This is a genomic window from Rhodococcus sp. USK13 (genome assembly GCF_018343855.1).
Lineage (GTDB): Bacteria > Actinomycetota > Actinomycetes > Mycobacteriales > Mycobacteriaceae > Rhodococcus_F > Rhodococcus_F oxybenzonivorans.
In genome coordinates this window covers 6063377-6090141 of sequence record NZ_CP069242.1, presented here as the reverse complement: position 1 = coordinate 6090141, position 26765 = coordinate 6063377, and the positions used below count along the sequence as shown (strand labels likewise).

Annotated in this window: 27 protein-coding genes and 1 riboswitch; of the genes, 10 read left to right on the top strand and 17 right to left on the bottom strand. The window is 66.9% G+C overall.

Going from position 1 to position 26765, the window contains the following annotated elements:
- On the bottom strand, positions 1 to 1647 hold the full coding sequence (thiC, locus tag JQT59_RS30585) for a phosphomethylpyrimidine synthase ThiC (protein ID WP_213573198.1): 1647 nt from the start codon (positions 1645 to 1647) through the stop codon (positions 1 to 3).
- A riboswitch (TPP riboswitch) is annotated at positions 1639 to 1746 on the bottom strand. Its footprint overlaps the gene before it by 9 nt.
- A gap of 132 nt (positions 1747 to 1878) precedes the next feature.
- Here thiC and JQT59_RS30580 point away from each other — a divergent pair.
- Together JQT59_RS30580 and JQT59_RS30575 are read left to right on the top strand one after the other, a co-directional pair.
- Positions 1879 to 2253 (top strand): GNAT family N-acetyltransferase, encoded by a 375-nt coding sequence (locus JQT59_RS30580; RefSeq protein WP_213573197.1) that lies wholly within the window; start codon positions 1879 to 1881, stop codon positions 2251 to 2253.
- Between the two features lie 89 nt (positions 2254 to 2342).
- Positions 2343 to 2720 (top strand): GNAT family N-acetyltransferase, encoded by a 378-nt coding sequence (locus JQT59_RS30575; protein ID WP_213573196.1) that lies wholly within the window; start codon positions 2343 to 2345, stop codon positions 2718 to 2720.
- 33 nt (positions 2721 to 2753) lie between these two features.
- Here JQT59_RS30575 and JQT59_RS30570 read toward each other — a convergent pair whose 3' ends face one another.
- The 3 genes from JQT59_RS30570 to JQT59_RS30560 are packed head-to-tail and all read right to left on the bottom strand — an operon-like array spanning position 2754 to position 5121.
- Positions 2754 to 3557 carry an exodeoxyribonuclease III gene (locus tag JQT59_RS30570; RefSeq protein WP_213573195.1) on the bottom strand — a complete coding sequence of 268 codons (804 nt, stop codon included), beginning with the start codon at positions 3555 to 3557 and terminating at the stop codon, positions 2754 to 2756.
- 9 nt (positions 3558 to 3566) lie between these two features.
- Positions 3567 to 4541: an N-acetylglutamate synthase, CG3035 family gene (locus tag JQT59_RS30565; protein ID WP_213573194.1), complete on the bottom strand. Its 975-nt coding sequence runs from the start codon at positions 4539 to 4541 to the stop codon at positions 3567 to 3569.
- Positions 4531 to 5121, bottom strand: coding sequence for a peptide deformylase (locus tag JQT59_RS30560; RefSeq protein WP_109327654.1), 591 nt, complete (start codon positions 5119 to 5121; stop codon positions 4531 to 4533). The genes JQT59_RS30565 and JQT59_RS30560 overlap by 11 nt, the downstream gene beginning before the upstream one ends.
- A gap of 179 nt (positions 5122 to 5300) precedes the next feature.
- On the opposite strand from JQT59_RS30560, the gene napA reads away from it, so the two are divergent.
- The 5 genes from napA to JQT59_RS30535 all read left to right on the top strand — a co-directional run bounded on the left by napA (position 5301) and on the right by JQT59_RS30535 (position 9639).
- Positions 5301 to 5639 carry a nucleoid-associated protein NapA gene (napA, locus tag JQT59_RS30555; protein WP_109327656.1) on the top strand — a complete coding sequence of 113 codons (339 nt, stop codon included), beginning with the start codon at positions 5301 to 5303 and terminating at the stop codon, positions 5637 to 5639.
- Between the two features lie 76 nt (positions 5640 to 5715).
- A complete protein-coding gene (locus JQT59_RS30550; RefSeq protein WP_397517673.1) occupies positions 5716 to 6225 on the top strand; it encodes a LytR C-terminal domain-containing protein in 510 nt (169 codons plus the stop codon).
- A gap of 96 nt (positions 6226 to 6321) precedes the next feature.
- Positions 6322 to 7032: a superoxide dismutase[Cu-Zn] gene (gene sodC, locus JQT59_RS30545; protein ID WP_213573192.1), complete on the top strand. Its 711-nt coding sequence runs from the start codon at positions 6322 to 6324 to the stop codon at positions 7030 to 7032.
- 75 nt (positions 7033 to 7107) lie between these two features.
- Complete coding sequence (locus JQT59_RS30540; protein ID WP_213573191.1) at positions 7108 to 8232, top strand: glutamate--cysteine ligase; 1125 nt, start codon at positions 7108 to 7110, stop codon at positions 8230 to 8232.
- Positions 8233 to 8301: 69 nt separating this feature from the next.
- Positions 8302 to 9639: a phosphatase PAP2 family protein gene (locus tag JQT59_RS30535; protein ID WP_249354684.1), complete on the top strand. Its 1338-nt coding sequence runs from the start codon at positions 8302 to 8304 to the stop codon at positions 9637 to 9639.
- Here JQT59_RS30535 and mnhG read toward each other — a convergent pair.
- From mnhG to JQT59_RS30505, 6 genes are read right to left on the bottom strand one after another with little or no spacing between them, the layout of a single operon-like run.
- Positions 9608 to 9946, bottom strand: a complete 339-nt coding sequence (gene mnhG / locus JQT59_RS30530) for a monovalent cation/H(+) antiporter subunit G (RefSeq protein WP_109327665.1) — start codon at positions 9944 to 9946, stop codon at positions 9608 to 9610. The genes JQT59_RS30535 and mnhG overlap by 32 nt on opposite strands.
- Positions 9946 to 10203 carry a monovalent cation/H+ antiporter complex subunit F gene (locus tag JQT59_RS30525; protein ID WP_109327667.1) on the bottom strand — a complete coding sequence of 86 codons (258 nt, stop codon included), beginning with the start codon at positions 10201 to 10203 and terminating at the stop codon, positions 9946 to 9948. The genes mnhG and JQT59_RS30525 overlap by 1 nt, the downstream gene beginning before the upstream one ends.
- Entirely contained in the window at positions 10200 to 10772 is a 573-nt protein-coding gene (locus JQT59_RS30520; RefSeq protein ID WP_213573189.1) for a Na+/H+ antiporter subunit E, read from the bottom strand. The genes JQT59_RS30525 and JQT59_RS30520 overlap by 4 nt, the downstream gene beginning before the upstream one ends.
- On the bottom strand, positions 10769 to 12391 hold the full coding sequence (locus JQT59_RS30515; protein WP_213573188.1) for a Na+/H+ antiporter subunit D: 1623 nt from the start codon (positions 12389 to 12391) through the stop codon (positions 10769 to 10771). The genes JQT59_RS30520 and JQT59_RS30515 overlap by 4 nt, the downstream gene beginning before the upstream one ends.
- On the bottom strand, positions 12388 to 12954 hold the full coding sequence (locus JQT59_RS30510) for a Na(+)/H(+) antiporter subunit C (protein ID WP_109327673.1): 567 nt from the start codon (positions 12952 to 12954) through the stop codon (positions 12388 to 12390). The genes JQT59_RS30515 and JQT59_RS30510 overlap by 4 nt, the downstream gene beginning before the upstream one ends.
- Positions 12951 to 15785, bottom strand: a complete 2835-nt coding sequence (locus tag JQT59_RS30505) for a Na+/H+ antiporter subunit A (RefSeq protein ID WP_213573187.1) — start codon at positions 15783 to 15785, stop codon at positions 12951 to 12953. Before JQT59_RS30505 ends, JQT59_RS30510 begins: the two co-directional genes overlap by 4 nt.
- A gap of 214 nt (positions 15786 to 15999) precedes the next feature.
- On the opposite strand from JQT59_RS30505, the gene JQT59_RS30500 reads away from it, so the two are divergent.
- Positions 16000 to 16410 (top strand): NUDIX hydrolase, encoded by a 411-nt coding sequence (locus JQT59_RS30500; RefSeq protein ID WP_208962406.1) that lies wholly within the window; start codon positions 16000 to 16002, stop codon positions 16408 to 16410.
- Here JQT59_RS30500 and JQT59_RS30495 read toward each other — a convergent pair.
- Positions 16407 to 17783: a hypothetical protein gene (locus JQT59_RS30495; RefSeq protein ID WP_213573186.1), complete on the bottom strand. Its 1377-nt coding sequence runs from the start codon at positions 17781 to 17783 to the stop codon at positions 16407 to 16409. The genes JQT59_RS30500 and JQT59_RS30495 overlap by 4 nt on opposite strands.
- A gap of 111 nt (positions 17784 to 17894) precedes the next feature.
- Between JQT59_RS30495 and JQT59_RS30490 the strand changes: the two genes are divergently transcribed.
- The gene (locus JQT59_RS30490; RefSeq protein WP_213573185.1) at positions 17895 to 18647 is read left to right on the top strand and encodes an isocitrate lyase/PEP mutase family protein; all 753 of its coding nucleotides are present in this window, start codon (positions 17895 to 17897) and stop codon (positions 18645 to 18647) included.
- Positions 18648 to 18686: 39 nt separating this feature from the next.
- Here JQT59_RS30490 and JQT59_RS30485 read toward each other — a convergent pair whose 3' ends face one another.
- From JQT59_RS30485 to JQT59_RS30465, 5 genes are all read right to left on the bottom strand, one after another.
- Complete coding sequence (locus tag JQT59_RS30485) at positions 18687 to 20867, bottom strand: AAA family ATPase (protein WP_213573184.1); 2181 nt, start codon at positions 20865 to 20867, stop codon at positions 18687 to 18689.
- A 26-nt stretch (positions 20868 to 20893) separates the two neighbouring features.
- Positions 20894 to 21754, bottom strand: coding sequence for a CDP-diacylglycerol--serine O-phosphatidyltransferase (pssA, locus tag JQT59_RS30480; protein ID WP_109327683.1), 861 nt, complete (start codon positions 21752 to 21754; stop codon positions 20894 to 20896).
- On the bottom strand, positions 21751 to 22464 hold the full coding sequence (locus JQT59_RS30475; RefSeq protein WP_213573183.1) for a phosphatidylserine decarboxylase: 714 nt from the start codon (positions 22462 to 22464) through the stop codon (positions 21751 to 21753). Before JQT59_RS30475 ends, pssA begins: the two co-directional genes overlap by 4 nt.
- A gap of 251 nt (positions 22465 to 22715) precedes the next feature.
- Positions 22716 to 22958 carry a hypothetical protein gene (locus JQT59_RS30470; protein WP_213573182.1) on the bottom strand — a complete coding sequence of 81 codons (243 nt, stop codon included), beginning with the start codon at positions 22956 to 22958 and terminating at the stop codon, positions 22716 to 22718.
- Between the two features lie 43 nt (positions 22959 to 23001).
- Positions 23002 to 23457: an SRPBCC family protein gene (locus JQT59_RS30465; protein WP_213573181.1), complete on the bottom strand. Its 456-nt coding sequence runs from the start codon at positions 23455 to 23457 to the stop codon at positions 23002 to 23004.
- A gap of 488 nt (positions 23458 to 23945) precedes the next feature.
- Between JQT59_RS30465 and hutH the strand changes: the two genes are divergently transcribed.
- A complete protein-coding gene (hutH, locus tag JQT59_RS30460; protein ID WP_213573180.1) occupies positions 23946 to 25493 on the top strand; it encodes a histidine ammonia-lyase in 1548 nt (515 codons plus the stop codon).
- A 14-nt stretch (positions 25494 to 25507) separates the two neighbouring features.
- Here the strand turns inward: hutH and JQT59_RS30455 are convergent, their stop codons facing one another.
- The gene (locus JQT59_RS30455) at positions 25508 to 26764 is read right to left on the bottom strand and encodes an NAD(P)/FAD-dependent oxidoreductase (RefSeq protein WP_213573179.1); all 1257 of its coding nucleotides are present in this window, start codon (positions 26762 to 26764) and stop codon (positions 25508 to 25510) included.
- Between the last annotated feature and the right edge of the window lies 1 nt (position 26765).

The window sequence follows — 26765 nt, the reverse complement described above, 5'->3', positions numbered from 1 at the left end:
TTACCGATTCTCTGAGGTGACGGATTCGACGGGCAGATATACGCGGCCACCTGCGCCGACGAACTCGTCCGACTTCTCGGCCATACCCGCTTCGATGGCCTCCACCGAATCGAGGCCGTTCTTCTCGGCGTACTCCCGGACATCGGCGGAGATCCGCATCGAGCAGAACTTCGGGCCACACATCGAGCAGAAGTGGGCCGTCTTCGCGGGCTCCGCAGGCAGGGTCTCGTCGTGGAATTCGCGGGCGGTGTCCGGGTCGAGGGACAGCGCGAACTGGTCGTGCCAGCGGAATTCGAAGCGCGCCTTGGACAAGGCATCGTCTCGTTCCTGCGCCCGAGGGTGCTGCTTGGCGAGGTCGGCCGCGTGCGCGGCGATCTTGTACGTGATCACGCCGGTTTTGACGTCGTCGCGGTTCGGCAGCCCGAGGTGCTCCTTCGGCGTCACGTAGCAGAGCATGGCGGTGCCCGCCTGCGCGATCATCGCCGCACCGATGGCCGACGTGATGTGGTCGTAGGCCGGGGCGATATCGGTGGCCAATGGGCCCAGGGTATAGAACGGCGCCTCTTCGCACAGTTCCTCCTCCAGGCGTACGTTCTCGACGATCTTGTGCATCGGCACGTGTCCGGGGCCTTCGATCATCACCTGCACGCCATGGGATTTCGCGATCTTCGTGAGCTCACCCAGGGTGCGAAGCTCCGCGAACTGCGCCTCGTCGTTGGCATCCGCGATCGAACCCGGCCGGAGTCCGTCGCCGAGCGAGAATGTGACGTCGTAGCGGTGCAGGATCTCGCACAGCTCCTCGAAGTGCGTGTACAGGAACGACTCCCGGTGATGTGCCAGGCACCAGGCCGCCATGATGGAGCCGCCGCGCGAGACGATGCCGGTGACGCGACGCGCCGTCAGCGGAATGTATCGCAGCAGCACCCCGGCATGAACCGTCATGTAGTCGACGCCCTGCTCGCATTGTTCGAGCACGGTGTCCCGGTAGATCTCCCAGGTGAGGGCGGTCGGATCGCCGTTCACCTTCTCGAGTGCCTGATAGATCGGCACGGTGCCCACCGGGACCGGTGAATTACGCAGGATCCACTCGCGTGTCTCGTGGATGTTCTTGCCGGTCGAGAGGTCCATGATGGTGTCGGCGCCCCAACGGGTGGCCCACACCATCTTTTCCACTTCTTCGGCGATCGAGGACGTGACCGCACTGTTGCCGATGTTCGCATTGATCTTCACTGCAAACGCCTTGCCGATGATCATCGGCTCGAGTTCTGCATGCTTGCGGTTGGCCGGGATCACGGCCCGTCCCGCAGCGACCTCGGCGAGCACGGTGTCCGGTGAGACACCCTCGCGCGCAGCGCAGTACCGCATTTCCGGGGTGAGGACGCCCGCCCGGGCGGCGTCCAGTTGGGTCTGCCCGCGATCCCCGGACCACTGCTCGCGGATGCGGGGCAGTCCGGCGGCAACGTCGATCTGGGCGTTGGGATCGGTGTACGGGCCGGAGGTGTCGTACAGGTCGAGATGCTCACCGTTGGTCAGGTGGACGCGCCGGACCGGTACGCGGATGTCGTCGCTCCACTGCACGTATTCCTTGGTGCTGCCTGCGATCGGCCCCGTCGTGACGGACGTGGCCGTAGATACAGTTCTGCTCATCGAGATGCTCCCTACGCCGGCATTACCCGGACAGGTTCGACGGTCGACGGCCCTAGCCGTCCTCTCAGCCCGCTGGTGCGAGCCCCCGTGGATGTGTAGTTGTCGCACAGACTGTAACCGACATGTCTGTGAGAAATCATTCGGGGGAACCTTGGACAGCAGCCCGGTGAGTCGGTATAAATGGTGACGTACATCACGTTTTGATCACGAAGCAAACACCAGGAGGTCGCAGTGCTGACGGACTCGCAGGTTGTGGACGTGATCGACAATGCCGGCCAGAACCGCTTCGAGCTGCGGCTGAGTGGGGATCTGGTCGGAATCCTCGGATACTACGACCTCTCGGGGCCGCCGACCGGGGCCGGCGCCGGGGTGGGGGTGACGGCCGGTCGGCGCCCGACCGGCGTCCCGGCTCCGATCGTCTCGTTCATGCACACGGTGATCGTCGAGGACTTCGGGCATCGCGGACTCGCGTCGATGATGGTGGGGCGCTCCCTCGACCTGGCCAGGGGATACGGCTGGAAGGTGCGACCGGTGTGTACTTACGTCCAGCGCTTCTTGTCGGCCCATCCGGAGTATCGCGATCTGGTGGTACCGATCGAACGCTGACCGCTGGACGCGAAAAACCCGGCAACGAATCGATCCCGGTTACGGCGTTTGTGCTCCCCCAGTCTGCGACTTACTGGTTCCATGGTGGCATGGATCACATTTCGAAGTCTTCCCTGTCGGGCAGTGTCTCGGCGTCGGGCAATGTCTCGGCCGCCGACGTTCGTGTACTCGACAATCCGGCTCACGAACGCTTCGACTTGTGGCTCGGTGACGAACTCGTCGGGATTCTCGGCTATCGCGACGAGGACGACATTCCCGGCTTCACGGCGAAACCGGGGGAGGTTGTGGCGTTCATGCACACGGTGGTGAAAGAGGAATTCGGCGGACGGGGATTGGCGGAAACACTCGTCCGCGCAGCCTTCGACGAGGCACGCGCTCGCGGGTGGAAAGTGCGCCCGATCTGCACCTACGTCCAGCGCTATCTCTCGCGGCACCCGGAGTCCCTCGACATCCTCGTCGAGGACTGAACGTCTCTACGCCTCCACGCTCGTGCACGTGCGTCAGTCTCCGAGGTCGACGATGACCGGCGCGTGATCGCTCGCGCCCTTGCCCTTACGTTCGTTGCGGTCGATCTCCGCCTTGTCGACCCGGCCGGCGAAAGCGGGCGAGCCGAGGATGAAGTCGATCCGCATTCCCTGTTTCTTCGGGAATCGCAGCTGCGTGTAGTCCCAGTAGGTGTACACGCCCGGACCCGGCGTGTGCGGCCGCACCACATCGGTGAAACCTGACTCGAGAAACGACCGGAACGCCTCCCGCTCGGGTGCGGAGGTGTGCGTCTTGCCTTCGAAGAGGGCAGGATCCCACACGTCGTCGTCGGTGGGCGCGATGTTCCAGTCGCCGACCAAGGCGATCTGCTCCTCGGGATTCTTCTCCAGCCACCGGACCGCATCCGAACGCAGCTTCGACAGCCACTCGAGCTTGTAGGTGTAGTGCGGATCCGCCAGCTCGCGTCCGTTCGGAACATACAGGCTCCACACGCGGACACCGTTGCACGTGGCACCGATCGCGCGGGCTTCCTCGACAGGGGCAACCTCTGGATCCTTGTGGAACCCGGGCTGATCGTCGAAACCGATCCGAACGTCCGTCAGCCCCACGCGGGACGCGATGGCCACCCCGTTCCACTGACTGATACCGACGTGCGCCACCTCGTAACCGAGCTCGCGGAAACGCTCGTACGGAAACTGCTCATCCTTGCACTTGGTCTCCTGCATGGCCAACACGTCGGTGTCGGTCCGCTGAAGCCAGTCGAGGATCCGGTCGGTACGGGCACGAACAGAATTCACGTTCCAAGTAGCGATGCGCACGCCGCCAGCCTAGTCCCCGCCGCCGACAGGTTCCGTCGCGTACCGGTACCGATGGTGTGCAACGAAGCCGAGGCCGCGATACATCGCCTGAGCACCCTCGTTCTCCGCGGCCACCTGCAGGCAGGCATGGGTCGCTCCCTGCTCGCGACCCCACGCGATCATCTCGCCGCAGATCAGGCTGCCGATACCGCGCCTACGGTGGGCCTGCGCCACCTCGACCGCGGTGAGTCCCACCCACAGGCGGCCGCCCGGGGCCGAGGTCACCGAACCGCGTGCGACTGCGAGGAGGGTGGAGTCGGCGGCGCCGATCCGGCCGAAGCCGAGCGTGCCGCCGCGGACGGCGTCGAGCACGTCGACCGCGAAGTCGGGGAGCGCGGACCCGCGGTACCGGTAGAGCGCGAGCCAATCGGAGTCGGGACGATCGGTGATCGTGGTCGTGCGAGGGCCCCGGGGAAGAGTGAGATTCGCGATATCTGCGGCCATCACCACTACCTCGTCGCTGAGATTCCATCCTGGTGGCACCCTTCCCAGCCGATCGGGAAGCAGAAGCCGCAACGGGCGCTCGCGCTCGGCGTACCAGTCGCGCAGACGATCGAGCGTGCTGCCGGGGGAGCTGTCTGCCAGGTCGCCGACCGTGCCCGGGTCACCGAGAGGGGCCGCCGAGTTCGCGCGCCCGGTGAATCCGTGACCGTACCGGGCCAGCCACCCGTCGATCCAGGCGTGTTCGACTCCCGGCCAACCGTCGGCGGAAGCCAGTTCGAGCGCTCGGATCTCGCTGGTGCGGACCGGCCGCGCGGGGACGGCCTTGAGTGCGATGACCCGGTCCGGTTCCACCTCGACGACCGAACCGTCCGCCGCACGGACGGTGACGAACGGCGCGACGCCCTCCAGAATCCCGACGACGTCGGTCATCGGATGGCTGTGGCCGGGAGGCAATGCGTAACGCAGCACCACCCGGCTACCGACAGGAATGTCAGTCGTCATGCCCGAAGGGGTCTTCGACCGTTCCCGGCACCCAGCTCAGGCCCGGGACGCCCCAGCCGGCGCGTTTGATCGTTTTCTTCGCTGCCCGCGCGTTGCGGCCGATCAGCATGTCGACGTAGAGAAAACCGTCGAGGTGTCCCACCTCGTGCTGCAGCATCCGGGCGAAGAATCCGCGCCCCTCGATGTCGACGGGATTGCCGTCGGCGTCCGTGCCGGTGACTCTGGCCCAGTCGGCGCGGCCGGTGGGGAACTGCTCGCCCGGCACGGAGAGGCAGCCTTCGACGTCGTCGTCCGGGTCGGGCATGGTCTCGGGAACCTCGGACGTTTCGAGCACCGGATTGACGACGCAGCCGCGACGGCGGAAGGCTTTGCCGCTGTCGTCGACGTCGGGGCAGTCGTAGACGAACACGCGCAGTGACTCGCCGACCTGGTTGGCGGCGAGCCCGACACCGTTGGCGGCGTCCATCGTGTCGTACATGTCCGCGATGAGTTCGGCGAGCTCTGCGGGTGACTGGGACACCGGCTCGGTCGGCTTGTGCAGTACCGGGTCGCCCACGATCCGGATGGGGAGGATGGCCATGGTTGTCAAGGATAGTGCGGCGCGCCCGCGTCGCCGGCACTGCCTGCGGCCTTCCTCATGGTTGAATAGTCGCTGAAGTACAGCTGTGTAATTCGTTGCTCGGTCGACCCACGCGATCGAGGAGCCGGGGGAACGTGGTTTCGCTGAATTCGAGCGAGAGCTAGTAGTCGAGGAGTGACATGGACGGCGCAACAGCGCGTAGTCGGAACCAGTCCGAGCGCACCGACAACGACAACTCCGCAGGGGTCGACGAGGTCGGGACCGACGGACTGAGCCGTCGGGAACACGACATCCTGTCCTTCGAGCGCCAGTGGTGGAAGTATGCCGGGGCCAAGGAAGAGGCAATCAAGGAGCTCTTCGACATGTCGGCAACCCGGTACTACCAGGTGCTCAACGCCCTGGTCGACCGCCAGGAGGCGCTCGCGGCAGATCCGATGCTCGTAAAGCGGCTGCGGCGTCTGCGCGCCAGCAGGCAGAAGGCTCGCGCCGCCCGTCGCCTCGGGTTCGACGTCACCTAGTAGCCCGGTCGCTAAGGTCGACACCGTGAGCAATCAGAATCCGCAATCGTCCGGCCCGCCGTTACGTGCCCTCGCCATGGTGCTGATTTCTCTCGCGATCCTCTTCGCCGGTCTCGGGTTCGCCTCACTCGGCGATTCGGACTCGGGGAACACTGCGGCCACCGTCACGACCGCCTCCGCGGCTCCGCCGGCTTCGCCCGCGGCGCGCACGACGACTGCGACCGCGTCGGCGTCGGGTGCCACCTCGACGTCCGCGTCGGCGAGCACCACGTCCGGCGCCTCGGGCACATCCGCGTCCGCCGACGCGTCGTCGGTGCCCGTGCGGGTGTTCAACAACAGCAACGTCACCGGACTCGCCGGACAGACGGCCACCGAACTCACCGAGGCCGGCTGGACGGTGGCCGAAACGGGGAACTACAGCGACGGAACGATCTCCGAAACCACCGTCTACTACGGCAATTCGCCTGCCGAGAAGGAAGCGGCGACGCAGATCGCCGCCGAACTGGGGGCTACGGCCAAACCCCGATTCGCCGGTATCGCGAACTCTTCCGCAGGCGTCATCGTCATCGTCACCGCCGCCGGGTAGCGCGACCGCAGGGGCAGGCTGGACCGGAAGGCCGGTCCAGGGGCGTCGTGGTTATGATCAGATGCACTTCTTCGCCACCTCAAAGGAGCGGTATTGATGGCCTCGAGTACTACCCGTCGGATGTCCTGGCGCATTGTCACCCCCGTGGTGGCCATCGCTGCGTTGGGGCTGACCGCCTGCAGTAACAACGAGGAGCCGTCCGACGTCTCGGGTACCACGCCCCCCGTGTGGACCGGAGCCGCCGATCCCAGTGCCGCAGACGTTCCCGGCGATGCAGGCCACGGTTCGGCCGGCGGGCACAGCGAGAGCGGAAGCGACACCCTCACTGCGACGTTCAAGAATGCCGAAGGTAACGACGTCGGCACCGCCACCTTCACGCAGTCCGGCGAGCACGTCGAGGTCACCGTGTCCGTCAAGGACCAGACTCCCGGGTTCCACGGCTTCCACGTGCATTCGGTCGGCAAATGCGAGACGAACTCCGTCGCCCCCACCGGCGGTGCACCCGGCAACTTCCTCTCCGCCGGTGGACACTTCCAGGTCGAGGGACACTCCGGCCACCCGGCCAGCGGAGACCTCACCTCGCTGCAGATCCTCGAAGACGGTACCGGCGAATTGGTCACTACCACTGACGCCTTCACTGTGGAGGACTTGAAGAACAGCGATGCCGGGACCGCGGTCATGATCCACTCCGGCGCCGACAACTTCGCGAACATCCCCACCCGGTACGCACCCGCTCCCGATCAGGAAACCCTGAGCACCGGGGACGCAGGCTCACGTGTGGCCTGCGGTGTCCTGGGCGAAAGCTGAGATCTCCGACATCCCGGTTGACGCCGGGATGTCGGTGTACTGCCGCACCGTGCGGCCTGTGGTTGGATCGGAATCGTGGTAGTTCCCTTTCCCGGTTCGCCGCGGCCGACACTGGGTGTCGAGTGGGAGATCGCGCTGGTCGACAGGGTCACGCGGGATCTCTCCAACACGGCCGCCGAGGTGTTCGATGCGGTGGCGAATCTGGCGGGCCCCGAGGATCCGCGCATCACCAAGGAGTTGCTGCGCAACACCGTCGAACTCGTGACCGGCATCCACTCCACCGTCGGCGAGGCAATGAGCGATCTCGACGAGTCGCTCGATCTGCTGCGGCGGGCTGCCAACCCTCTGGGTGTCGACCTGATCTGCGCCGGCACCCACCCGTTCGCCCAGTGGTCCACTCAGTTGGTCACCCGCACACCTGACTACGACGAGCTGATCGAACGCACGCAGTGGTGGGGGCGGCAGATGCTGATCTGGGGTGTGCACGTTCACGTCGGTGTGTCGTCACCGCAGAAGGTGTTCCCGATTCTCAATGCTCTGCTGCAGCGGTATCCGCATCTACTGGCGTTGTCGGCGTCGTCACCGATGTGGGCGGGCGTCAACACCGGGTACGCCAGTAACCGTGCGCTGATGTTCCAGCAGTTGCCCACGGCCGGGTTGCCCTACCAGTTCGCGAATTGGGCGCAGTACGAGGACTTCATCAGTGATCAGATGAAAACCGGGGTGATCACCAAGATCGGCGGCATGCACTGGGACATCCGCCCGGCTCCGCGCTGGGGCACCATCGAGGTGCGGGTTTTCGACGGCATTTCGACCCGCGCCGAACTCGGTGCGCTCGTGGCGCTCGTGCATTGCCTGATCGTCGATCTGGACCGGCGTTTCGAGGCCGGCGAGAACCTGCCGAACCTGCAGCCGTGGCATGTCAAGGAAAACAAGTGGCGGGCGGCGCGGTACGGGCTCGACGCCGAGATCATCCTCGACTCGGACAGCAACGAGAGGCTCGTCACCGACGACCTGAACGATCTGCTCGAGAAGCTCGCACCCACCGCTGCGCGTCTCGGGTGTGCGGACGAACTGGCGGCTGTGGCCGATATCCCGCGCCGCGGGGCCTCCTATCAGCGCCAACGCCAGGTCGCGGAGGCCACCGGGGGCGATCTGGTGGCCGTGGTCGATGCTCTCGTGAAGGAGCTGGGCACCTGACACCGCGGTGCCGGGGTCGGACGCTTGTCCACCTTCCGTTCATGTGTTGTTTACACTTGCCGGGTGTCGATCGACGAAGTAGCCGTTGCACGGCCGGGGAGGTCCGTCGACCGGTCGCCCACGCTCGTTGCCGGTGGCGTGCTGGGGGTCGTGGCTGCGCTGGTGACGGTGCAGTTGCTCGCGTCGGCGCAGGGATTCCAGGGGCCACTCGAAAGCCTTGTTCGTGACTATGTTTTGACACCGAAGTCGGCGTCCGTCCCCTGGGCGGGGCTCGCGCTCGCGATGGTCGGGCTCACGTCACGGCAGCGGATCGTGGCCCTGTCGGCCGCGGCCGGCATCGATGTGTCCGTTGCGGCTGTGCGGTACGCGGCGGGGGGCCCACTCACCGTGGGAAACGGTGCGACGTGGGTCCTCACCGCGGTCGGTGTCTACGCCGCGGTCCGGTGGACCGGCGAGCAGCGGCACAGCGCGCTGAAGGGGGTGGCGCTCGGTGCCCTGCTCATTCTCGCGACCAAGTTCGGCGATGCGTGGTTGCAGATCACGATCATGGCCGGCCCGATGGTTCTCGATGAATACGCGCAGCTGGCCGACCATGCGCTGGGAAATCCGTCGTGGCACATGGGACAGCTGGTCGATGCTCTCGGTTCGGTCGGCTACGGGGTTCTGCACTGGGTCTACATCGAACTACCGGTCGCCGCGATCGCGGTGGCGATCTATCAGCTGCGAAACGGCTGGCCCACGCACTATCTCGTCCGCACGTTCCTGCTGATCGGCCTGATCGGGCCCATCTTCTACCTTCTCTTCCCCGTGGTCGGGCCGATCTTCGCATTCGGCACCGACGGGCAGGGCTTTCAGGCCGGCAACTTCTGGCCGAATTTCGTTCCGACGCCCGACTTCACCCCTGCGCCGATGGCGTTCGATGCGGTGACACCCCGCAACTGCATGCCCAGTCTGCACACCGCCTGGGCGCTCGCGCTGTTCATCCATTCGCGCGGCGGCACCTGGTGGCTTCGGCTCGGCGGCACGTTCTGGCTGGTATGCACTCTCACCGCGACGCTCGGCTTCGGCTATCACTACGGAGTCGACCTGGTGGCGGGAGCCGTGCTCTGCCTGACCATCGAGTCGGCCCTGCGGGACCCCGAACGCGGGTGGGGCTGGTTCCGGATTCGGCTCGTCGGCGGCGGGACGATCGCACTCGTCGTACTGCTGCTCAGTTACCGCTATCTCGCCGTGCCGATGGGCCGCTTCCCCGAGGTCTCGGGACCGATCGTGATCGGTGTCCTCGCCGCTGTGATTCTCGGGTTCTACGCGACCTTCTTCGCCCGGGAGGACAGCGCGCTGCACCGCTGGGGCACCGTCGGTTCCCGGCCTGCGGTCACGGCCGCTCTGGAGGCTCCAGCTCGTTGATCATCATCAGCCCGTCCTGATCGCGTTGCTCCCGGTACGCGACGCGGCCGACGCTGTGCGCGATGACAGGAGCGGTGAAGAGGGTGAAGACGCCGACGAGGATCAACATCCAGATGTCGACGTTGCCCCGCAGTTCGATCACGGCGCCCACCAGCACCATGTTCAGTCCGACCACCTGCGGTTTGGTGGCGGCGTGCATGCGCCGCAGAGTGTCGGGGAAACGCACGATGGCGATGGCCGCGGTGAGCGCGAGAAGAGAGCCCGCCAACATGAGACCGGCGCCGATGTAGTTCAGGACACTGGTCATTACTTGTCACTCACCCGGAAGCGGGCCACCGACACGGAACCGATGAAGCCGACCAGCGACAGGGCGACGATGGCAGGGACGATCGTGGTGTCGCCGGTGTAGGCGGCCCACACCGCGAGACCACACATGGCGAGCGCGATCAGGGTGTCGAGGGCGACGAGGCGGTCCAGCGAGTTGGGCCCGTCGAGAAGCCGAAAGGTGGTCAGCACGCCGGCGATCACCAGAACGATCCCGGAGATGACGGAGACGACTGTCATGTGGTGCCCTTCTGAGTGGGGTCCTCGTACTGCTCGTCGCCGAAGTGCCAGGCACTCGGCTTCCATTCGGAGTCGCGCTCGAAGGCGGCGATGAACAAGCGTTCCAGTTGCGCCACCGTGCGGTAGAACTGGCCGACCGCCTTCGCCGAACCCATGTCGAGTACATGGACGTACACGATCCGTCGAACCTGATCGATCTCGAGCACCATGGTTCCCGGGATGAGATTCACGACGTCGATGAACAGGGTGAGGACCAGATCCGATTTGATTCCGAGCTGGTACCGCAGAACGCCGGTGACCGGTGGCGGACCGGGGCGTACCGCCAGCCAGGCGATTTGCAGGCTCGATTCGAGCGAGTAGTACACGAATTTCCATGCCAGTCGGAGGAGCGACAGGACGTGCACGCGCCCCTGGACAGGCACCCCCGGCAGGGGCATGAGCACCATGATCAGCACACCGACCGCGACTCCGCCGACCACATTGGCGATGCTGAGGTTTCCCCATAGGAGAATCCATACGGCCGTCAACCAGACCAGTGCGCTGAGTTGGAGAAATCTCTCGCGTTTCATCGCGGCGCCTCCTGCGCTTCGGCCCCGCTGCGATCGCCCAGGACGGCGGTGATGTAGATCGAGCGGTCCTGCAGGTCGGTGGCAGCACGGTCGCTGATCGAGATGATCTGCCCGGCGAAGACCGTCATGGCCAGGCCCACCCCGACGAGCGCGACCGTGGGTAGCAACATCATCGCGGGGATGCGCCCCACGTCGGCGCGATCGTCGAACGGGATGTCGGCCTCGGACTCGTCGATCAGAGCCGACGGGCTCACATCGGCGAGGTCACCTTCCGGGGCGTCGGCGCGGGCCCGCCAGAACGCCTTGGTCCAGACGCGGGCCACCACGTACAGGGTGAGCAGGCTGGTGAGGGTGCCGCCACCGACGAGGATCCAGGCCAGTACCCCGGCGTCCGCGGAACCCGCTTGCAGGAGGGCTACTTTGCCGATGAACCCGGAGAACGGCGGGATGCCCCCGAGGTTCAGAGCAGGGACGAGGAAGACGATGGCGAGGACGGGGCTGGCGGCGGCGAGCCCGCCGAGCCGGCGCAGCGACGACGACCCGGCCTGTCGTTCGATGAGACCGACGACGAGGAACAGCGTGGTCTGCACGAGAATGTGGTGCGCCACGTAGTAGATGGCACCCGAGAGTCCCGACTGCGTGGACAGCGCGATACCGAACACCATGTAGCCGATGTGACTGACCAGGGTGAAGGACAGCAGGCGTTTGATGTCGCTCTGCGCGATTGCACCGAAGATGCCGACGAGCATCGTCAGCAGGCCGCACACCATCAGAACGTTGTCGAGTTCGCCCTCCGGAAACAGCAGCGTGTGCGCGCGGATGATCGCGTACACGCCCACCTTGGTGAGCAGACCCGCGAAGACGGCCGTGACCGGTGCCGGCGCGGTCGGGTAGGAGTCGGGGAGCCACGTCGACAGGGGGAAGACCGCGGCCTTGATCCCGAACGCCACGAGCAGGACACCGAAGATGGCGGTGCGCGTGCCCGACGGGATGCCGTCGAGCCGGGTGGCCATGTCGGCGAGGTTGAGGGTGCCGGTGGCCGCGTAGGCGAAGGAAATGCCGGCCAGGAAGATCAGCGACGACACCATCGACACCATCACGTAGGACACGCCGGCGCGGACCCGCTCGGCGCTCGCTCCCAACGTCAGCAGGACGAAGCTGGCCGCGAGCAACACCTCGAAACCGACATACAGGTTGAACAGGTCACCGGCGAGGAAGGCGTTGGATATTCCTGCGGTGAGGGCCAGATACGTGGGCAGGAAGATCGAGACGGGCTGGTCTTCACTTCCGTCGCGGATGCCCTGACCGACCGCGTATGCCATGACGGCCAGCAGCACGATCGAAGAGACGACGAGCATCATCGCGGACAAACGGTCGACGACGAGGGTGATGCCGATGGGGGAGTCCCAGCCGCCCACTTGAATCGCCGTCGTACCGTCGCGGTCCGCGAGGTACAGGAGCAGTGCGGACACGACCAGCACGGCGATCAGTGCGGTGAGGGTGATCACCCGCTGGGCGCGGGGACGCCGGCCGAGTACCAGGGTCGCGGCGGCGGCGAGCATGGGCACGAGAACGGGCAGCGGGGCGAGTGTGGTGACGAGGTGCGGGGACAGGGTCACGGCTTCTTTCCGATCGTGGCCTTGTCGTCTTCGTCGTCGTCGAAATCGCCGGTGTGCAGCTCTTCGTAACCCTCGAGGTCTTCGAGGTTCCGTAGTTCTTCCAAGGGGATGGGATTACCGTTCCGGTCGAAGGCGTCACCGGTGAAACTGGGCTCGCCGGTGACGGGGTCGTCGGAGCGGTCGCGGTCGGGGGCTTCCGAGGGCGAACGCCGCAGCAGGACCCGGGTGTCTTCGGGATCGTTCTCGACGAGGTCGGCGGTGGTGATCTTGAAAGACCGGTACGCGAGAGCCAGGACGAAGGCCGCAATGCCCATGGTGATGACGATCGCGGTGAGCACCATCGCCTGCGCGAGGGGATCGGCCATCGACTCGTGGATGGAGTCGCGGCCCACGATCGGGGGATTTCCGTCCGAGCCACCCGACGTGAGGATCAGAAGATTGATCCCGTTGCCGAACAGCAGCAGTCCCAGGAGCATGCGCGTGATGCTGCGCTCGATGAGCAGGTAGACGCCTGCCGACACCAGGACGCCGATGATGACGAGGAATCCGATGTTTGCGCTCATTTCTGGTTCACCTCGATCTGTGCATCGAGACGTGCGCCGAGGCTGCGGAGCACGTCGAGGACGAGACCGACCACGATGAGGTACACACCCAGGTCGAAGAACAGTGCGGTGACCAGCTTGATGTGTCCCAGCAGCGGGACCGTCACCTCGAACACTGCGGACGACAGCACGGGTGCGCCGAGGAACAACGACACCAGGGCCGTTCCGGCGGCGAGTGTGAGGCCCAGCCCGAGAATTTTGCCGGCGTCGATGGGGACCGTTTCTCCCAGCTCGTACCGGCCGCCCGCGAGATAGCGCAACACAAGGGCGAGCCCCGCGGTCAGACCGCCGGCGAATCCGCCACCGGGTGCGTTGTGCCCGGAGAAGAAGAAGTACACCGACAGCACCATGATCGTCGGGAAGATCAGCCGGGTGGTCACCTCGAGAACCAGCGAACGGTGTCGGGGATCGATGAGATCTCCACCGAGCAGCCACGTCGTCTCCGACTGCGCGGACGCCTGTTCGACGGTGACCGCAGGGGCGTCCGACACGCGGGGCGCACTACCGAAGCGGCGATTGCGGAACACCAGACTCGCGACACCCGTCGCGGCGACGAGCAGAACCGAGATTTCGCCGAGCGTGTCCCAGGCTCGGATGTCGACGAGTAGGACGTTCACGACATTCTTGCCGTTGCCGATGTAGTACGCGGCGTCGGGAAGTAACCCATGAATCGGCACCGTGTTGCGGGCGTTGATCGCGTAGGCACCGATTGTGGTGATGGTGGCGCCGACCGCGACCGCGAGCAGTGCCCGGGGCAGCTTGAAACCGATGGCCCTGCTCTCGTCGACCTCTGCGGGAAGCTTGCGGAACACCAGCACGAAGATCACCAGAGTCAGCGTTTCGACGAGGAACTGGGTCAGTGCCAGGTCCGGGGCGCCGTGCAGCGCGAACAGGACACCGCAGCCGTATCCACTGAGGCCGACGAGGATGACGCTGGCCAGCCGGTTGCGCATCACCGTCGCCGCGAGCGCGGCGGCCACCATCATCAGCCCGATCACGAACTGCACCGGCGAGTCCCACAGTCGGAGGTCGGCGTCGGTGCGGCTGCCGGTGAACAGCAGAACGAGCGGCAGCACGACGAGCGTGGCGAGAATGATCGCCTGGGTCCGGGGGAGCGAACCACGCTGGGTGGCGCCGGTCAACCGCATCGACAGGGCGTCCATGAAGCGGAGTGTCGCGTCGTAGATGCGGTCGGCGTTGCCGAGCGGTGGATGTTCGAACCGCAACCGGATGACCCACCGCTGCGCCACGAACAGGGCGGTGCCGACGGCGAACACGACCACCGTCAACAGCAGGGCGGTGTTGACGCCGTGCCACAGCGCGAGGTGGTAGTCGGAAGCGCCCTCGGCAGGCAGAGTCTGCGAGTACGGAACCAGCAGCTTCTCGAGTTGGGGTGACGCCACACCCGCGGCAAGTCCGAGCACCGAGAGCACCGCGGGCGCGGCCAGGAACATCGGGCCGGGGGCGTGCATTTTCTGCACGGCAACGGTGGGATTCTCGAGCCGCTTGCGCCCGAATGCCCCCCACATGAATCGCACGCTGTAGGCGAAGGTCAGGATCGATCCGACCACCACCACGGCCACGGCCACGAGGCGAGCGGGGTCCGCGAGCGCCGTGGTGCTCAGCAACGAGTCGAAGGCTGCTTCCTTGCCGACGAAACCCAGGAACGGCGGCAGTCCGGCCATGCTGGCCGCGGCAAGGGCCGCGAACACCGTCAGCGCCGGTGCGCGGGCGCCCAGGTGGCCCAGTTTCCGGATGTCCCGGGTGCCGGTGGAGTGGTCGATGATCCCGACCACCATGAACAGCGCCGCCTTGAACATCGCGTGGGCGACCACCATGGTCAGCCCCGCCAGCATGGCGTCCCGCGTACCCAGACCCACGAGCACCATGAGAAATCCGAGCTGACTGACGGTGCCGAACGCGAGGACGAGTTTGAGGTCGAAGGCCCGCAGCGCACGCCACCCGGCCAGCACCATCGTCAGCAGCCCGAGCGTGACGATGGTGAATCGCCACGGGGCGGCGTCGGCGAAGCCGGGGGACAGCCGGGCCACGAGATAGATGCCGGCCTTCACCATGGCCGCGGCATGCAGATAACCGCTGACCGGAGTGGGGGCCGCCATCGCTCCGGGCAGCCAGAAATGCAACGGGACGATCGCGGATTTCGACAGCGCACCGATGAGGACCAACACAACGCCGACACCGGCGAGCCAGCCGCGAGGTGCGACCTCGATCAGTTCCGACAGGTTGTACGTGCCACCGACCTGGCCGAGGATGATGATGCCGACGAGCATGGCCAGCCCACCCGCGGTGGTGACGAGCAGCGCCTGCGTCGCGGCCCGGCGACTGGAGGCGCGCTCGGCATAATGGCCGACCAGCAGGAACGACAGGACCGTCGTCAGCTCCCAGAAGGTGTACAGCAACAACATGTTGTCGCTGGCGACGAGCCCGAACATGGCGCCGGCGAACGCCACCATCTGCGCGGCGAAAATGCCCAGCCGCGGCTCGTCGTCGGTGAAATACCGCGCGCAGTACATCAAGATCAGGGCGCCGATCCCGAGGACGAGCACCGACATGACGGCGGCCAGGGGATCGAACCAGAAGTCGATGTTCATCGACAGGCCGGGGATCCACTCGAGTGAGACGGTCTGCACCGTCCCCCAGTGCGCGATCACCCAGCCGAGTGATACCAGCGGGACGAGCGCGAGCGGATAGAAAGCGTTGCGGCCGAACATGCGCACCACAAGCGGAGCCAGAACGGCGGCGACAGCATGGGCGAGCAGAACAGCGAGCAAAAGGCACTCCGTCGTTGGTCAGCGGGCGGCGGGGTGTCGGAACGCAGCGAACCGAGTCGGTGTAGACCGTTCGCGAAGCTAGCGAGTTGGTCTACGACGTACATCTTACTGGTTCCAGGTTGCGGCCTCGAGTCCCGGCGAACCGGACGAAACGGGCGGGCCTGTCACGCTGCGTCATTTCAGGGCCGCGGCGGGCTGTTCTATCTTGTGAGGCGTGCCCGCCGAGATCCGAACCGCAGCCCTCGCTCACATCCGCCAGAGGCGGCTTCTGCAGACGAGATCGGTCGGAAAGTCGGCGTTCTACATGGCCGGCGGCAAGATTGATCCCGGCGAGAACGCCGAAGAGGCGCTGCACCGGGAAATTCGGGAAGAACTCGACGCCGCGATCGTGGACGGCACCCTCGAGCAACTGGGAGTCTTCGAAGCGCCGGCGTACGGGCATCCCGAAGGCACCGCCCTGCACATGACGTGCTTTCTTGCAGAACTGAGCGCTGAGCCGCGGCCCACGAGCGAGATCGCGGAACTGCGGTACTTCACGGTCGACGAGTACGCGGCGATGCCCGACGTCGCGCCCGGTTCGATGCTGGTGTTTCGCCGGCTGCAGTCGCTGGGTCTGCTCGACTAGGTGAGCGGGGCTGTCTTTTCCAGCGGTGGGCGACGCGACCGTATCGAGTAGGCGCAGTACGCCACGACGGCCAGCATCGCGATCCCCGCGAGATGGTCCGATGCCGCCGAGACGGGCGAGGGGCCGTCGGCCTCGCCGGTGAACGCCGCCACAGCGCCGAGCGGTTCATAGGCTCCGGCGTACACGACCCGGCTGCCCGGGATGGTGGTTGCCGCCACGAAGACGAGCGAGGCGAACGGCAACGCCAGGCCCAGAACTGCGACCGGCGCCGACGCGGGGAGCGCGGCGGCCAGCGCAAACCCCATCCCGGTGCACAGGACGAGGAGCCGGGCGAGAAGGAGGACGCCGTCACTGCCGAAGTCGGGCTGTATGGCGGTGGTCAGGGGAACGAGGGCGGCGAGCCCGAGCCCCCAGTACGGTCGTCGCAACGTCGGAGGAACCCGGACCGCGACCGCGATACCCAATGCCAACGCTGTGACACCGACGATCAGGACGGCGGAGGCGGGGGTTGTCACGCGGGGGGTCCGGAGGTCGTCGAGGACGGGCATGGCCGCGGCGGTGACTGCTGTGGCGGCCAGCAGGAAATGCCCGTCGGCACGGGGGAGCAAGCGTGCGGACACCTCCGTGCACACCAGCACCACCACGAGGCAGAAGCCGATGATGAGCCATACCGTCAGCGGTTCACCGAATTCGTGGTCGTCGATCCACGCACCGAGTAGCCGGTTGAGGAGAGCGAGAGCCAGTGCCGCGGCCAGTGCCGTCTGGAGGATTCGACGTTCGGGACGCTGCACCCGGAACTGCTTCTGGGCGAGGGCGGTGGAAACGAGCGCCAGTACCAGCGTCCCGATCAGCAACCACATCGGTGGTTCCCCGATCGCGGACGTACTCCGGCTTGCCGGTTCGAGATACTCGGTGTCACCGCGCGGTAGTCGCGCGACGCTCGCGAGAACGAACGCTCCCGCCGCGCCGAGCGTCAGCGTCAGCTGCGGACCCCACCGTCCCCACACTGCGGCGACCGCGGCTCCGAGAAGAATCCCCGCGGTTGCGGTCTTCGCGAAGTGCAATGCGATCAGCGTGTCGACACCACCTGCCCCCGCCACCGCCGAGCGGGTTGCGATCAGGACGAGTGCACACGCCGCGGCGACGATCCACGAGGCGCGGCGTGAGCCCGACCGCTGCAGTCCGGCCACAGCGATCACGGCGAGGACGAGGGCAACCACGACACCGGTCGGCTGGCTGCTGAGCCACCGGTCGATCTCACGATCCGACGCATAGATGGCCCACGCGCGATTGCGGGGATTGGTGAGAACGAACCCGGCCAGTGCGCCGGAGGCGAGGGCCGCCGCCGCCGACAGGGGTTCGCGGAAGTCCATCCACTCACGGTACTCGAGCAGCGAGGAATGGACGGCACCCACCTCGCGTTGCCAACGAAGGCGTACCGAGAACGACTCCGTCCAACACTTTCCGAGGCGAGGAGCCCACCCATGACGTCGATCCACGAGAAGGCCACAACGCTGCTGCAGCTGCATCAGCCCGGTAACCCGGTCATCCTGCCGACGGTATGGGACGCGTGGTCCGCGAATTTGGCTGTCTCCGCGGGTTTCCGAGCACTCACGGTCGGTAGCCATCCGGTGTCGGACTCGATCGGCAAGCCCGACAACGAGGGAATCACCTTCGACGAGCTGCTGCATCGGATCGCCCAGATCACCTCCGCCGTGGACCTGCCCATCTCGGTGGACATCGAATCCGGCTACGGGGAGGAACCCGCTCGCCTCATCGACGGCTTGATCGGCGCCGGCGCCGTGGGGCTGAACATCGAGGACACCGTCCACAGTGAAGGCGGCCGGCTGCGTGAGCCGCAGGAGCACGCCGACTTCGTGGGGAAACTACGCCAGGCCGCCGACGCCGCAGGCGTGCACGTCGTGGTCAATGCGCGGACCGACCTGTTCGTCAAGAAGGTCGGCGACGATGCCGATCGCGTCGACCGTGCCATCTCCCGGCTGAAGCTCGCAGCCGACGCCGGCGCCGACGTCCTGTATCCGGTGGGCCGCCACGACGACGCCACCCAGAAACGTCTCACTTCGGAGCTGCCGCTGCCCGTCAACGCGATCGGCCTGCCCGACCAGGACGACCCGGCATCCTTCGGACCGCTCGGCGTCGCACGGGTGAGCTTCGGTCCGTTCTTCCAAGCTGCCCTCGCCGCGCACGCCGCGACGTTGCTCGGCCGCTGGTCCTGACCCGTGAGTACTTGTTAACCGTGGGCGGTTAAGAAGTACTCACGGGCGCGACAGCGCATAGGCCTTGAGGTGCGCCACTTGCTCGGGGTCGAGCGAGGGGCGCACCTTCTCGCGTGCTGCGGCCACGTCGGCGGCGGTGACGTCGGCGGCGTCGATGCTCCGGCGCATCGCGGCGAGCGCAGCTTCACGGAGGAGCGCCGAGCAGTCGGCGGCCGAGTAGCCGTCGAGGTTGTCGGCCAGGTCGTCGAGGGCGACGTCGTCGGCGAGCGGGACCGAACTGCCGGCGGTCCGCAGGATCGCCTTGCGCGCCTCCGCGTCGGGCGGCGGCACGAACACGAGTCGTTCGAGGCGTCCGGGCCGCAGTAACGCGGGGTCGATCAGGTCGGGTCGGTTGGTGGCGCCGAGCACCACGACATCGCGCAGAGGCTCGACGCCGTCGAGTTCGGTCAGCAGCGAGGCCACCACGCGGTCGGAGACACCGGAGTCGGAACTCTGACCGCGGCGCGGGGCCAGCGCGTCGATCTCGTCGAGGAAGATGAGGGACGGCGCAGAGTCGCGGGCCCGCTGGAACAACTCGCGCACCGCCTTCTCGGACGCGCCCACCCACTTGTCCATCAGCTCGGCGCCCTTGACGGCATGCACGCTGAGGTGTCCCGTACTGGCAAGGGCCCGAACAAGATAGGTCTTGCCGCAGCCGGGAGGTCCGTACAGCAGGACTCCGCGCGGAGGGTCGACACCCAGCCGTGCAAACGAATCCGGATGCTGCAACGGCCACAGCACCGCCTCGGTGAGGGCCTGCTTGGTTTCGACCATGTCACCGACGTCGTCCAGAGTGAGGCTGCCGATGGCCAGCTCCTCGCTCCCCGACCTCGACAAGGGGCGGATCACGTCGAGGGCGCCGAGCAGATCCTCCTGGGTCAGAGCTGGGTCGGCCGGTGATCTGGTGGCGCGGGAGGCGGCCCGCAACGCTGCCTCCCGGCACAGTGCTGCGAGATCGGCCACCACGAATCCCGGCGACCTGGCCGCGATGGCATCGAGGGCGATCCCGTCGGTGGGCACCTTCCGCAGCAGCAGTTCGAGCAGGGCGCGTCGGGTGGCGCCGTCGGGCAGTGTCAGGGCGAGTTCGCGGTCGCACAGTTCCTGGCCGCGCAGCCGGGTGTCGGTCGATTCCGGATGCGCGGTGGTCGCGACGAATGCGACACCGGCGGTGTCGACGGCACGGCGGAGTTGGTCGAGGATCAGGGCGGAGACGGGTTCCGGAGTCGCGGGCAGCAGGGTATCGATGTCGGTGACGAGTAGCACCCCGCTGCCGCTGATCGCGTCGACTGCTGCTGTGACCCGTTGCAGTCGTGCACCGGCTTCGAGAGCGCCGACGCTGGGACCGTCGAGTTCGACGACGCGCCGCGACGCCAGCACGGAGCGGGCCAAGGTGGCTTTACCGACGCCACCAGGCCCGGTCACGAGGACTCCCAGGTGAGGCGACGCCCCGAGCTTGCGGAGCAGTTCGGGTTCGTCGAGCGCGAGTCCCAGCCACTCGGTCAGTTTGGCGGCCTGGGTCTGCGCCCCGACGAGGTCCTCGACGGGCAGGGGTGGGACGGCCGCGGATTCGGTCACCGTCGCCGACAGGCGCGCCGGGGCGGACGAGACCGCGGTGCGCGTTCCCGCACCCCACCCGACCGCGGTGTTGGGTTGCACACTCACCGGGCCGCCCGCCGGGTCCACCCCGGTGACGGTGAGAAGTTCCGACGTCCATGCGACGCCGAAGGTCCGGGACAGTGCCTGGGTGGCGGGCGCCGTACTGGTCCCGGGGCCTAGGTCGCGGGGGAGCAGGGACACCGCGTCACCCACGCTGAGGACCTTCCCGAGGAGGGCTTGTCGCAGGGTGACATCCGAGATCGAGGTGACCGCCAGGTTGGAGCCGCTGACCGTGACCGTTCTTCCGCCGTACACGGTCACCGGCGTCACGACGACGGTGGCGTTCTCGGTGAGGCCGGCATTCGACATCGTCACGTCGTCGAGCAGCGCGGTGCCCGTGGGCGTTCCGGTCGGCGCGATACCCGCCACCGCTGCCGTCCGGCGCGCCCCCACCAACGCGATCGCGTCCCACTCGCGGAGACCGAGCGCGGCGAGCGCTTCCGGATGGAGCCGTACGACGCCGCGTCGCGTGTCGGCGGCCGAAGTGTTCAGTCGGACTGTGAGCGCGAGTTCCGGTGAGGTCACGCGTCGAGCCTACGTGCGCGAGTGCACTATCGGGCTCGTGGACGGCGCAACCCGAGCCGCGCCGCGGAGCGCCGTCCGCGGGTGTCGGGCTGTCGCCGGATGGCTCGCCGTTCTGCCGGTTTGATCTCCCAGGTCTCCGGCCGCGCCGCCACCCACCGCTGCGAGCGGACGGCGAACGGAATGTGCGCCAGGTACACGGCGACGAGGGCCATCAGCAGAATGAACGGATAGGTGACCAACGCAGCCGCTGCGAGCGCCACCAGCACCAGCAGACCTGCTGCCATGCGAGGCGGCACGGACACGGTCTTGAGCGCCAGAGTCGGAATGCGACTGACGATCAGGGCCGCGGAGAACACCGTCCACGCCACGACGACCGGATACGACGACCACCAGCCGTCGCCCCACTGCGCTGCCGCCGCCAAGGGCGTGAGCGCTACCAAGGCTCCCGCGGGTGCCGGGACGCCGACGAAGTACTCGCTGGCGTAACCCGGCATATCGTCGTCGTCGAGCAGAGTGTTGAAGCGGGCGAGCCGCAGCACGATGCTCACTGCGTAGATGAGCGCGATGATCCAACCGAAACTCTGCCCGTCCAGCAGGGTGACGTACAGCACGAGGGCCGGGGCGACACCGAACGAGATGGAGTCGGCCAGCGAATCGAGCTCCGCACCCATTTTGCTGGTGGCGTCGAGGAGCCGGGCGATCCGCCCGTCGAGGGAGTCGAGCACCGCGGCGGCACCGATCATCGCCAGCGCGGTCCCGAGATCGCCGTCGAGCGCGAACTTCACCGCGGACAGCCCACCACACAACGCGAGAATTGTGACGACACTCGGCAGCAAGCGCACCGCTTGCCGTGGTCTCCCTCTCCGCTGCTTCGTACTGGCGATCACGGCAGTTGAGCGATGACGGTTTCGGCACCGATCGTCCGCTGGCCACGCTCCACCAGCAAGGTGGTGCCCGCAGGGAAGTAGGTGTCGACGCGGGAGCCGAACCGGATCAGACCGTAGGTGTCACCGATGGGGAGGGTGTCGCCGACCGCGGCGTCACACACGATTCGCCGGGCCAGTAGGCCGGCGATCTGCACCACCGCGACGTCATGGCCGTCCGAGGTGTGCAGCAGCATGCTGTTGCGTTCGTTCACCTCGCTGGCATCGGCAAGGTCGGCGGACAGGAATTGGCCCGACCGGTGCACGACTTTCTGCACCACTCCGCCGACCGGGCTGCGCTGGACGTGGACGTCGAGCACGGACAGGAAGATGCTGACCCGGGGCAGGGGCTCGGAGCCCATGTCGAGTTCGGCCGGCGGCACGGCGGTATCGACGAGTGCGACTTCACCGTCGGCAGGCGCGACCGCTACGCCCACCCGGTTGGGGGGAACACGATGCGGATGCCGGAAGAACGCGGCGCACGCCGCGGCGGAGGTCAGCGCGCCACGCCGGACCCACTTGCGGTTGCGGCCGAGGACCGCCACACCGAGCGGTGCGAGAACGAAGGGCAGTCCGGCCGGATGAAGCGGTGGGACGGCTCCCCGGGCGAGATCGACGAAGTGGCCGATCCCTGAGGTCTGCGCGGTTCCGGGTGGTCTGGGCTTACGGGCCACGGGCTCCTCTAACTGTGTCGGGCGGGACGGCTACCTGCCGTTGCGGCGCCCTCACAGGTTACGTGAGCGCGGCCGGCTGTAACGGCATCAGGAGAGAGTACGCACTCACCGAGGCGGAGGAGGAAACGGACCGCGGACACATGGCGAGCGGTGCGATGGGGCCGCCGAAGCGAAACGTCAGCTGATCGCCGGGGAGGGCGGCGATCGCGTCGAGGAGAAAACCCGCGTTCACCTGTACGTGCGATCATCCGTCAGCGTGTCCGCGGCCTCGGGCGCACGCAGATCCAGCGCAATTCCTCGGTGGGGTCGATCTGAACGTCGGCAATGTAGTGGGCGAGGGTCACGATGTGAAGCGGATCGCGATTGCCCTCAGGAGACGCCTCGAGGGCGCCCCACACCTCGGCGAAGAGATGTCGGGCGCCCTCGGCGTCGCCTGCTATCGCGAGTTCCTGACCTCGACCGATCTGCGCCGTCACGTCATCCGAGTTCTCCATGCGGTTCACGGTGAAGGCTCGACCAGGTCGAGAGTCAAGCGGGTTACCTGGCTTCGGCGGCCGCCTTGATACGGGCCAGGGTGGTGTTCATACCCTCGATCAGTTCGACCTCGAAGTCGTCGTTGCCGCCCAGCACGGTCTTCACCAGGAATTGCGACACCTTGGTCGTTCCGGTCGGCGCCTCCCGGCGTTCGATGACCTTGGTTCCGCCGGCGGTGGGCTGGAGTTCGTACGACCAGATGGTGCGGTTCTCGACGACGCGGAAGGCGATCGACTTGTTCGGCTGGAACTTGACGACCTTCGAGGTGGTCGGCCACACGAGCATGCCCTTGCGGTTGATGTTGATCGTCTTCGTGCCTTCTTCGACCACACCGCCCAGGACGCGCATCGTGCGGCACTGCGGGCTCCACTCACCCATCCGCTTCAGATCAGACACCACCGCCCACACATCCTGCGGGGTGGCGTCGATTTCGATGCTTGCTTCGAGGGTGTTTGCCATCGGCTGTCTCCAGTCAGGGAAGGTGGTACGGGTAGTTACAACTACTTTGCCGTCATCGTAGGCGCTCGGAGAACGAGGATGTGCGGCAGGTCACTTCTTTGTACCCCGATGAGTTCGTTGCGTCCGCTCCGGAACGGGTTTGTCGCTTCGCTCCGCGCGCCTCACCGAAACTGTGTAACTCGCGAGGCACGATGAGCGATAGAAAAATCAGTGCAATGGTTCGGTGCCAGCGCATTGGCACGTCGTCGAGTCGGTGTTCGGAAGTGATCGTCGTGAATGTTCATTCGATCCTGCGGCGGGACCGCAGCCCTCTCCCTCTACTCGAATCTGCCCGATTGCAAGGACGTCCGTCCTCGTGGCCGAGTGAAAAACTCGAACGTCTCATGACGCCACGCGAAATCGAAGAAGTTCTGCGCGGCGACGTGTAATCGCCGTTGGCACCCCGCAATTCCCGACCTACACCCCGCGCCGGGGTGGACACTGAGTCTGTGGGTACCGAAGAGCCTGTCGTCGTCGGTGTCGGCCCGGTGTCTGCCGAAGAAGTGGTTCGGGTGGCCAGGCTCGGCGCCCCGGTGCGGATCTCCGAAGAGGCTCTGTCCACCATGGCGGAAAGTCGTCGGTGGATCGAGGCTCTCGCCGAGGATCCGAAACCGGTGTACGGCGTCTCGACGGGGTTCGGTGCCCTCGCGATCCGTCATATTCCGGTCGACAAGCGTGCGCAGCTGCAGCGCAGCCTGATCCGTTCCCACGCCGCCGGCAACGGGCCGGAGGTAGAACGTGAGGTGGTGCGTGCGCTGATGTTGTTGCGGCTCTCGACTCTCGCCACGGGCCACACCGGCGTTCGGCCGGAGGTCGCGCAGGTGTACGCGAACCTGCTGTCGGCGGGTCTGACTCCGGTGGTGTACGAGTACGGGAGCCTGGGTTGTTCGGGCGATCTGGCGCCGCTGGCACATGTTGCCCTCGCCGTGATCGGTGAGGGCACCGTGCGAAACGCCGAGGGCTGTCCTACCCCCGCCGCCGATGCGCTGCGGGCCGCCGGAATCGCACCGGTGTCGCTGGAGGAGAAGGAGGGCCTTGCCCTCGTCAACGGCACCGACGGCATGCTGGGCATGCTGCTGCTGGCCTGCGAAGACCTGGGTCACCTGCTGCGTCTGGCCGACATCACGGCAGCGATGAGCGTCGAGGGCCTGCTCGGCACGGACCGGGTCTTCGCCGCCGACCTGCAGTCGCTGCGGCCGCATCCCGGGCAGGCCGCAGCGGCCGAGAACATGACTCGGCTGCTGGCCGGCTCCGACATCGTGCGCAGCCACGCGGGGCCCGGGTGCACGGTGGTCCAGGACGCCTACTCGTTGCGCTGCGCGCCTCAGGTCGCCGGCGCCGCGCGCGACACCCTCGCCCACGCCCAGCAGGTCGCGGCGCGCGAACTCGCGAGCGCCGTCGACAACCCCGTGGTGACTGCGGACGGCCGCGTCGAGTCGAACGGCAACTTCCACGGAGCCCCGCTCGGCTACGTCCTGGATTTCCTGGCGATCGTGGTCGCGGACGTGGCGAGCATGAGCGAGCGCCGCACCGACCGATTTCTCGACGTCGCCCGCAACCACGGGCTGCCCCCGTTCCTCGCCGACGACCCCGGCGTCGACAGCGGCCACATGATCGCCCAGTACACGCAGGCCGCGATCGTGTCCGAACTCAAGCGCCTGGCCGCGCCTGCGAGTGTCGACTCGATTCCGTCGTCGGCGATGCAGGAGGACCACGTGTCGATGGGGTGGTCAGCAGCCCGCAAACTTCGCCGCGCCCTCGACGGGCTCACCAGGGTCCTCGCGGTCGAGGCACTGACTGCCGCGCGGGGACTCGACCTCCGTGCGCCGCTCGAGCCTTCGCCTGCAACGGGTGCCGTACGCGACGCGATCCGGGAGCACGTCGCCGGACCCGGAACCGACCGGTACCTGGCCCCCGAGATCGACGCGGTGGTGGCGCTCGCGTCATCGGGCACCCTCCTTGCCTGCGCCGAGGCGGTGGTCGGCGCATTGGCCTGAGACGAAGGACGGGCTCAGCGCAGAGGGTCGAAATGCCGCAACACCGCGGACGGTTCGCCCCCAGTCATCGACTGGGCCACCAGGCGGCCCGTGAGGGCGCCGAGCGCGATACCCCACATTCCGTGGCCGCCGGCAACGTGCACGCGAGGCGAGCGGGTGGCCCCGACGAGGGGCAGCCCGTCCGTGGTGCACGGCCGGGAACCCACCCATTCCTCCTGGCGGGCATTCCAGTCGATACCGGTGAACAGGGGTGTCGCGGCATCGATGATGGCCTGGACCCGTCGGGGATCGAGCGGTGCGTCGGGACTCCGGAATTCCATCATTCCGGCGACACGGAAGCGGTCGTGCAACGGGGTGCACGCCACCCGCTGAGTGGGGAAGTACACGGGATTCTTGGGCATCTGCTGTGGCTGGACGCTGAAACTGTAGCCACGGCCGGCCTGGACCAGTGCCCGGACGCCGAAGGGACGTGCCAGTGTGCCCAGCCGGGCGCCGTTCGCGATCACGACCGCATCGGCCGACACCGAATCTCCGCGGGCAGAGGCGAGCCGAACGTCGGACGCGCCACGGTCCCGGACCGCGGTGACGTCGAATCCGGAGACGATGTTGCCACCCCGTGCGCAGACGGCGTCGGCGAGAGAATGCACAAACCGCGGCGGATCGATGAAGCGCTGGTTCCGCAGGCGGAGACCGCAGTGCACGCCCTCCCCGAGACTCGGTTCCAGGGAGTGGATCTCGTCGGTATCGAGCCGGTCGTACTCGACCTCGCCACCGATCGCCTCCACGTGGCGGAACTCGTCGACGAGCACCTCCCGGTCCGCGTCCGACGTGAACGCAGTGAGGAAGGGGTCGGCGAGATGGGTGTGTTCGGCGACGCCGCCCTCGGCGAGTTGGTCGTATGCGCCCAGGGAAATCCGGTTCACTTCGGCGTAGACCTTCATCGCCTCCGCCCATCGTGCGGGAGTGCAGTGCCGGGCGAAACCGACGAGGAAACGGAGGAGGCGGAGGTCGGTGGTGAACGGAACATACACGGGGGAGGAGGGATTCAGCATCGCGCGGAGGCCGTACTTCAGGACGGCGGGCTCCGGGAGCGGCAGGGTGAGGGCAGGAGCAAGCCACCCCGCATTCCCCCAGGAGGCGTCGGCCGCAACACCTTCCCGGTCGACGACGGTGACGCGGACCCCACGCTCCTGTAGGAACCAGGCAGTGGACAGGCCGACGACACCGGCTCCGACGATTGCGACATGCTCCGGGCGCGCAGTTGTGCTCATG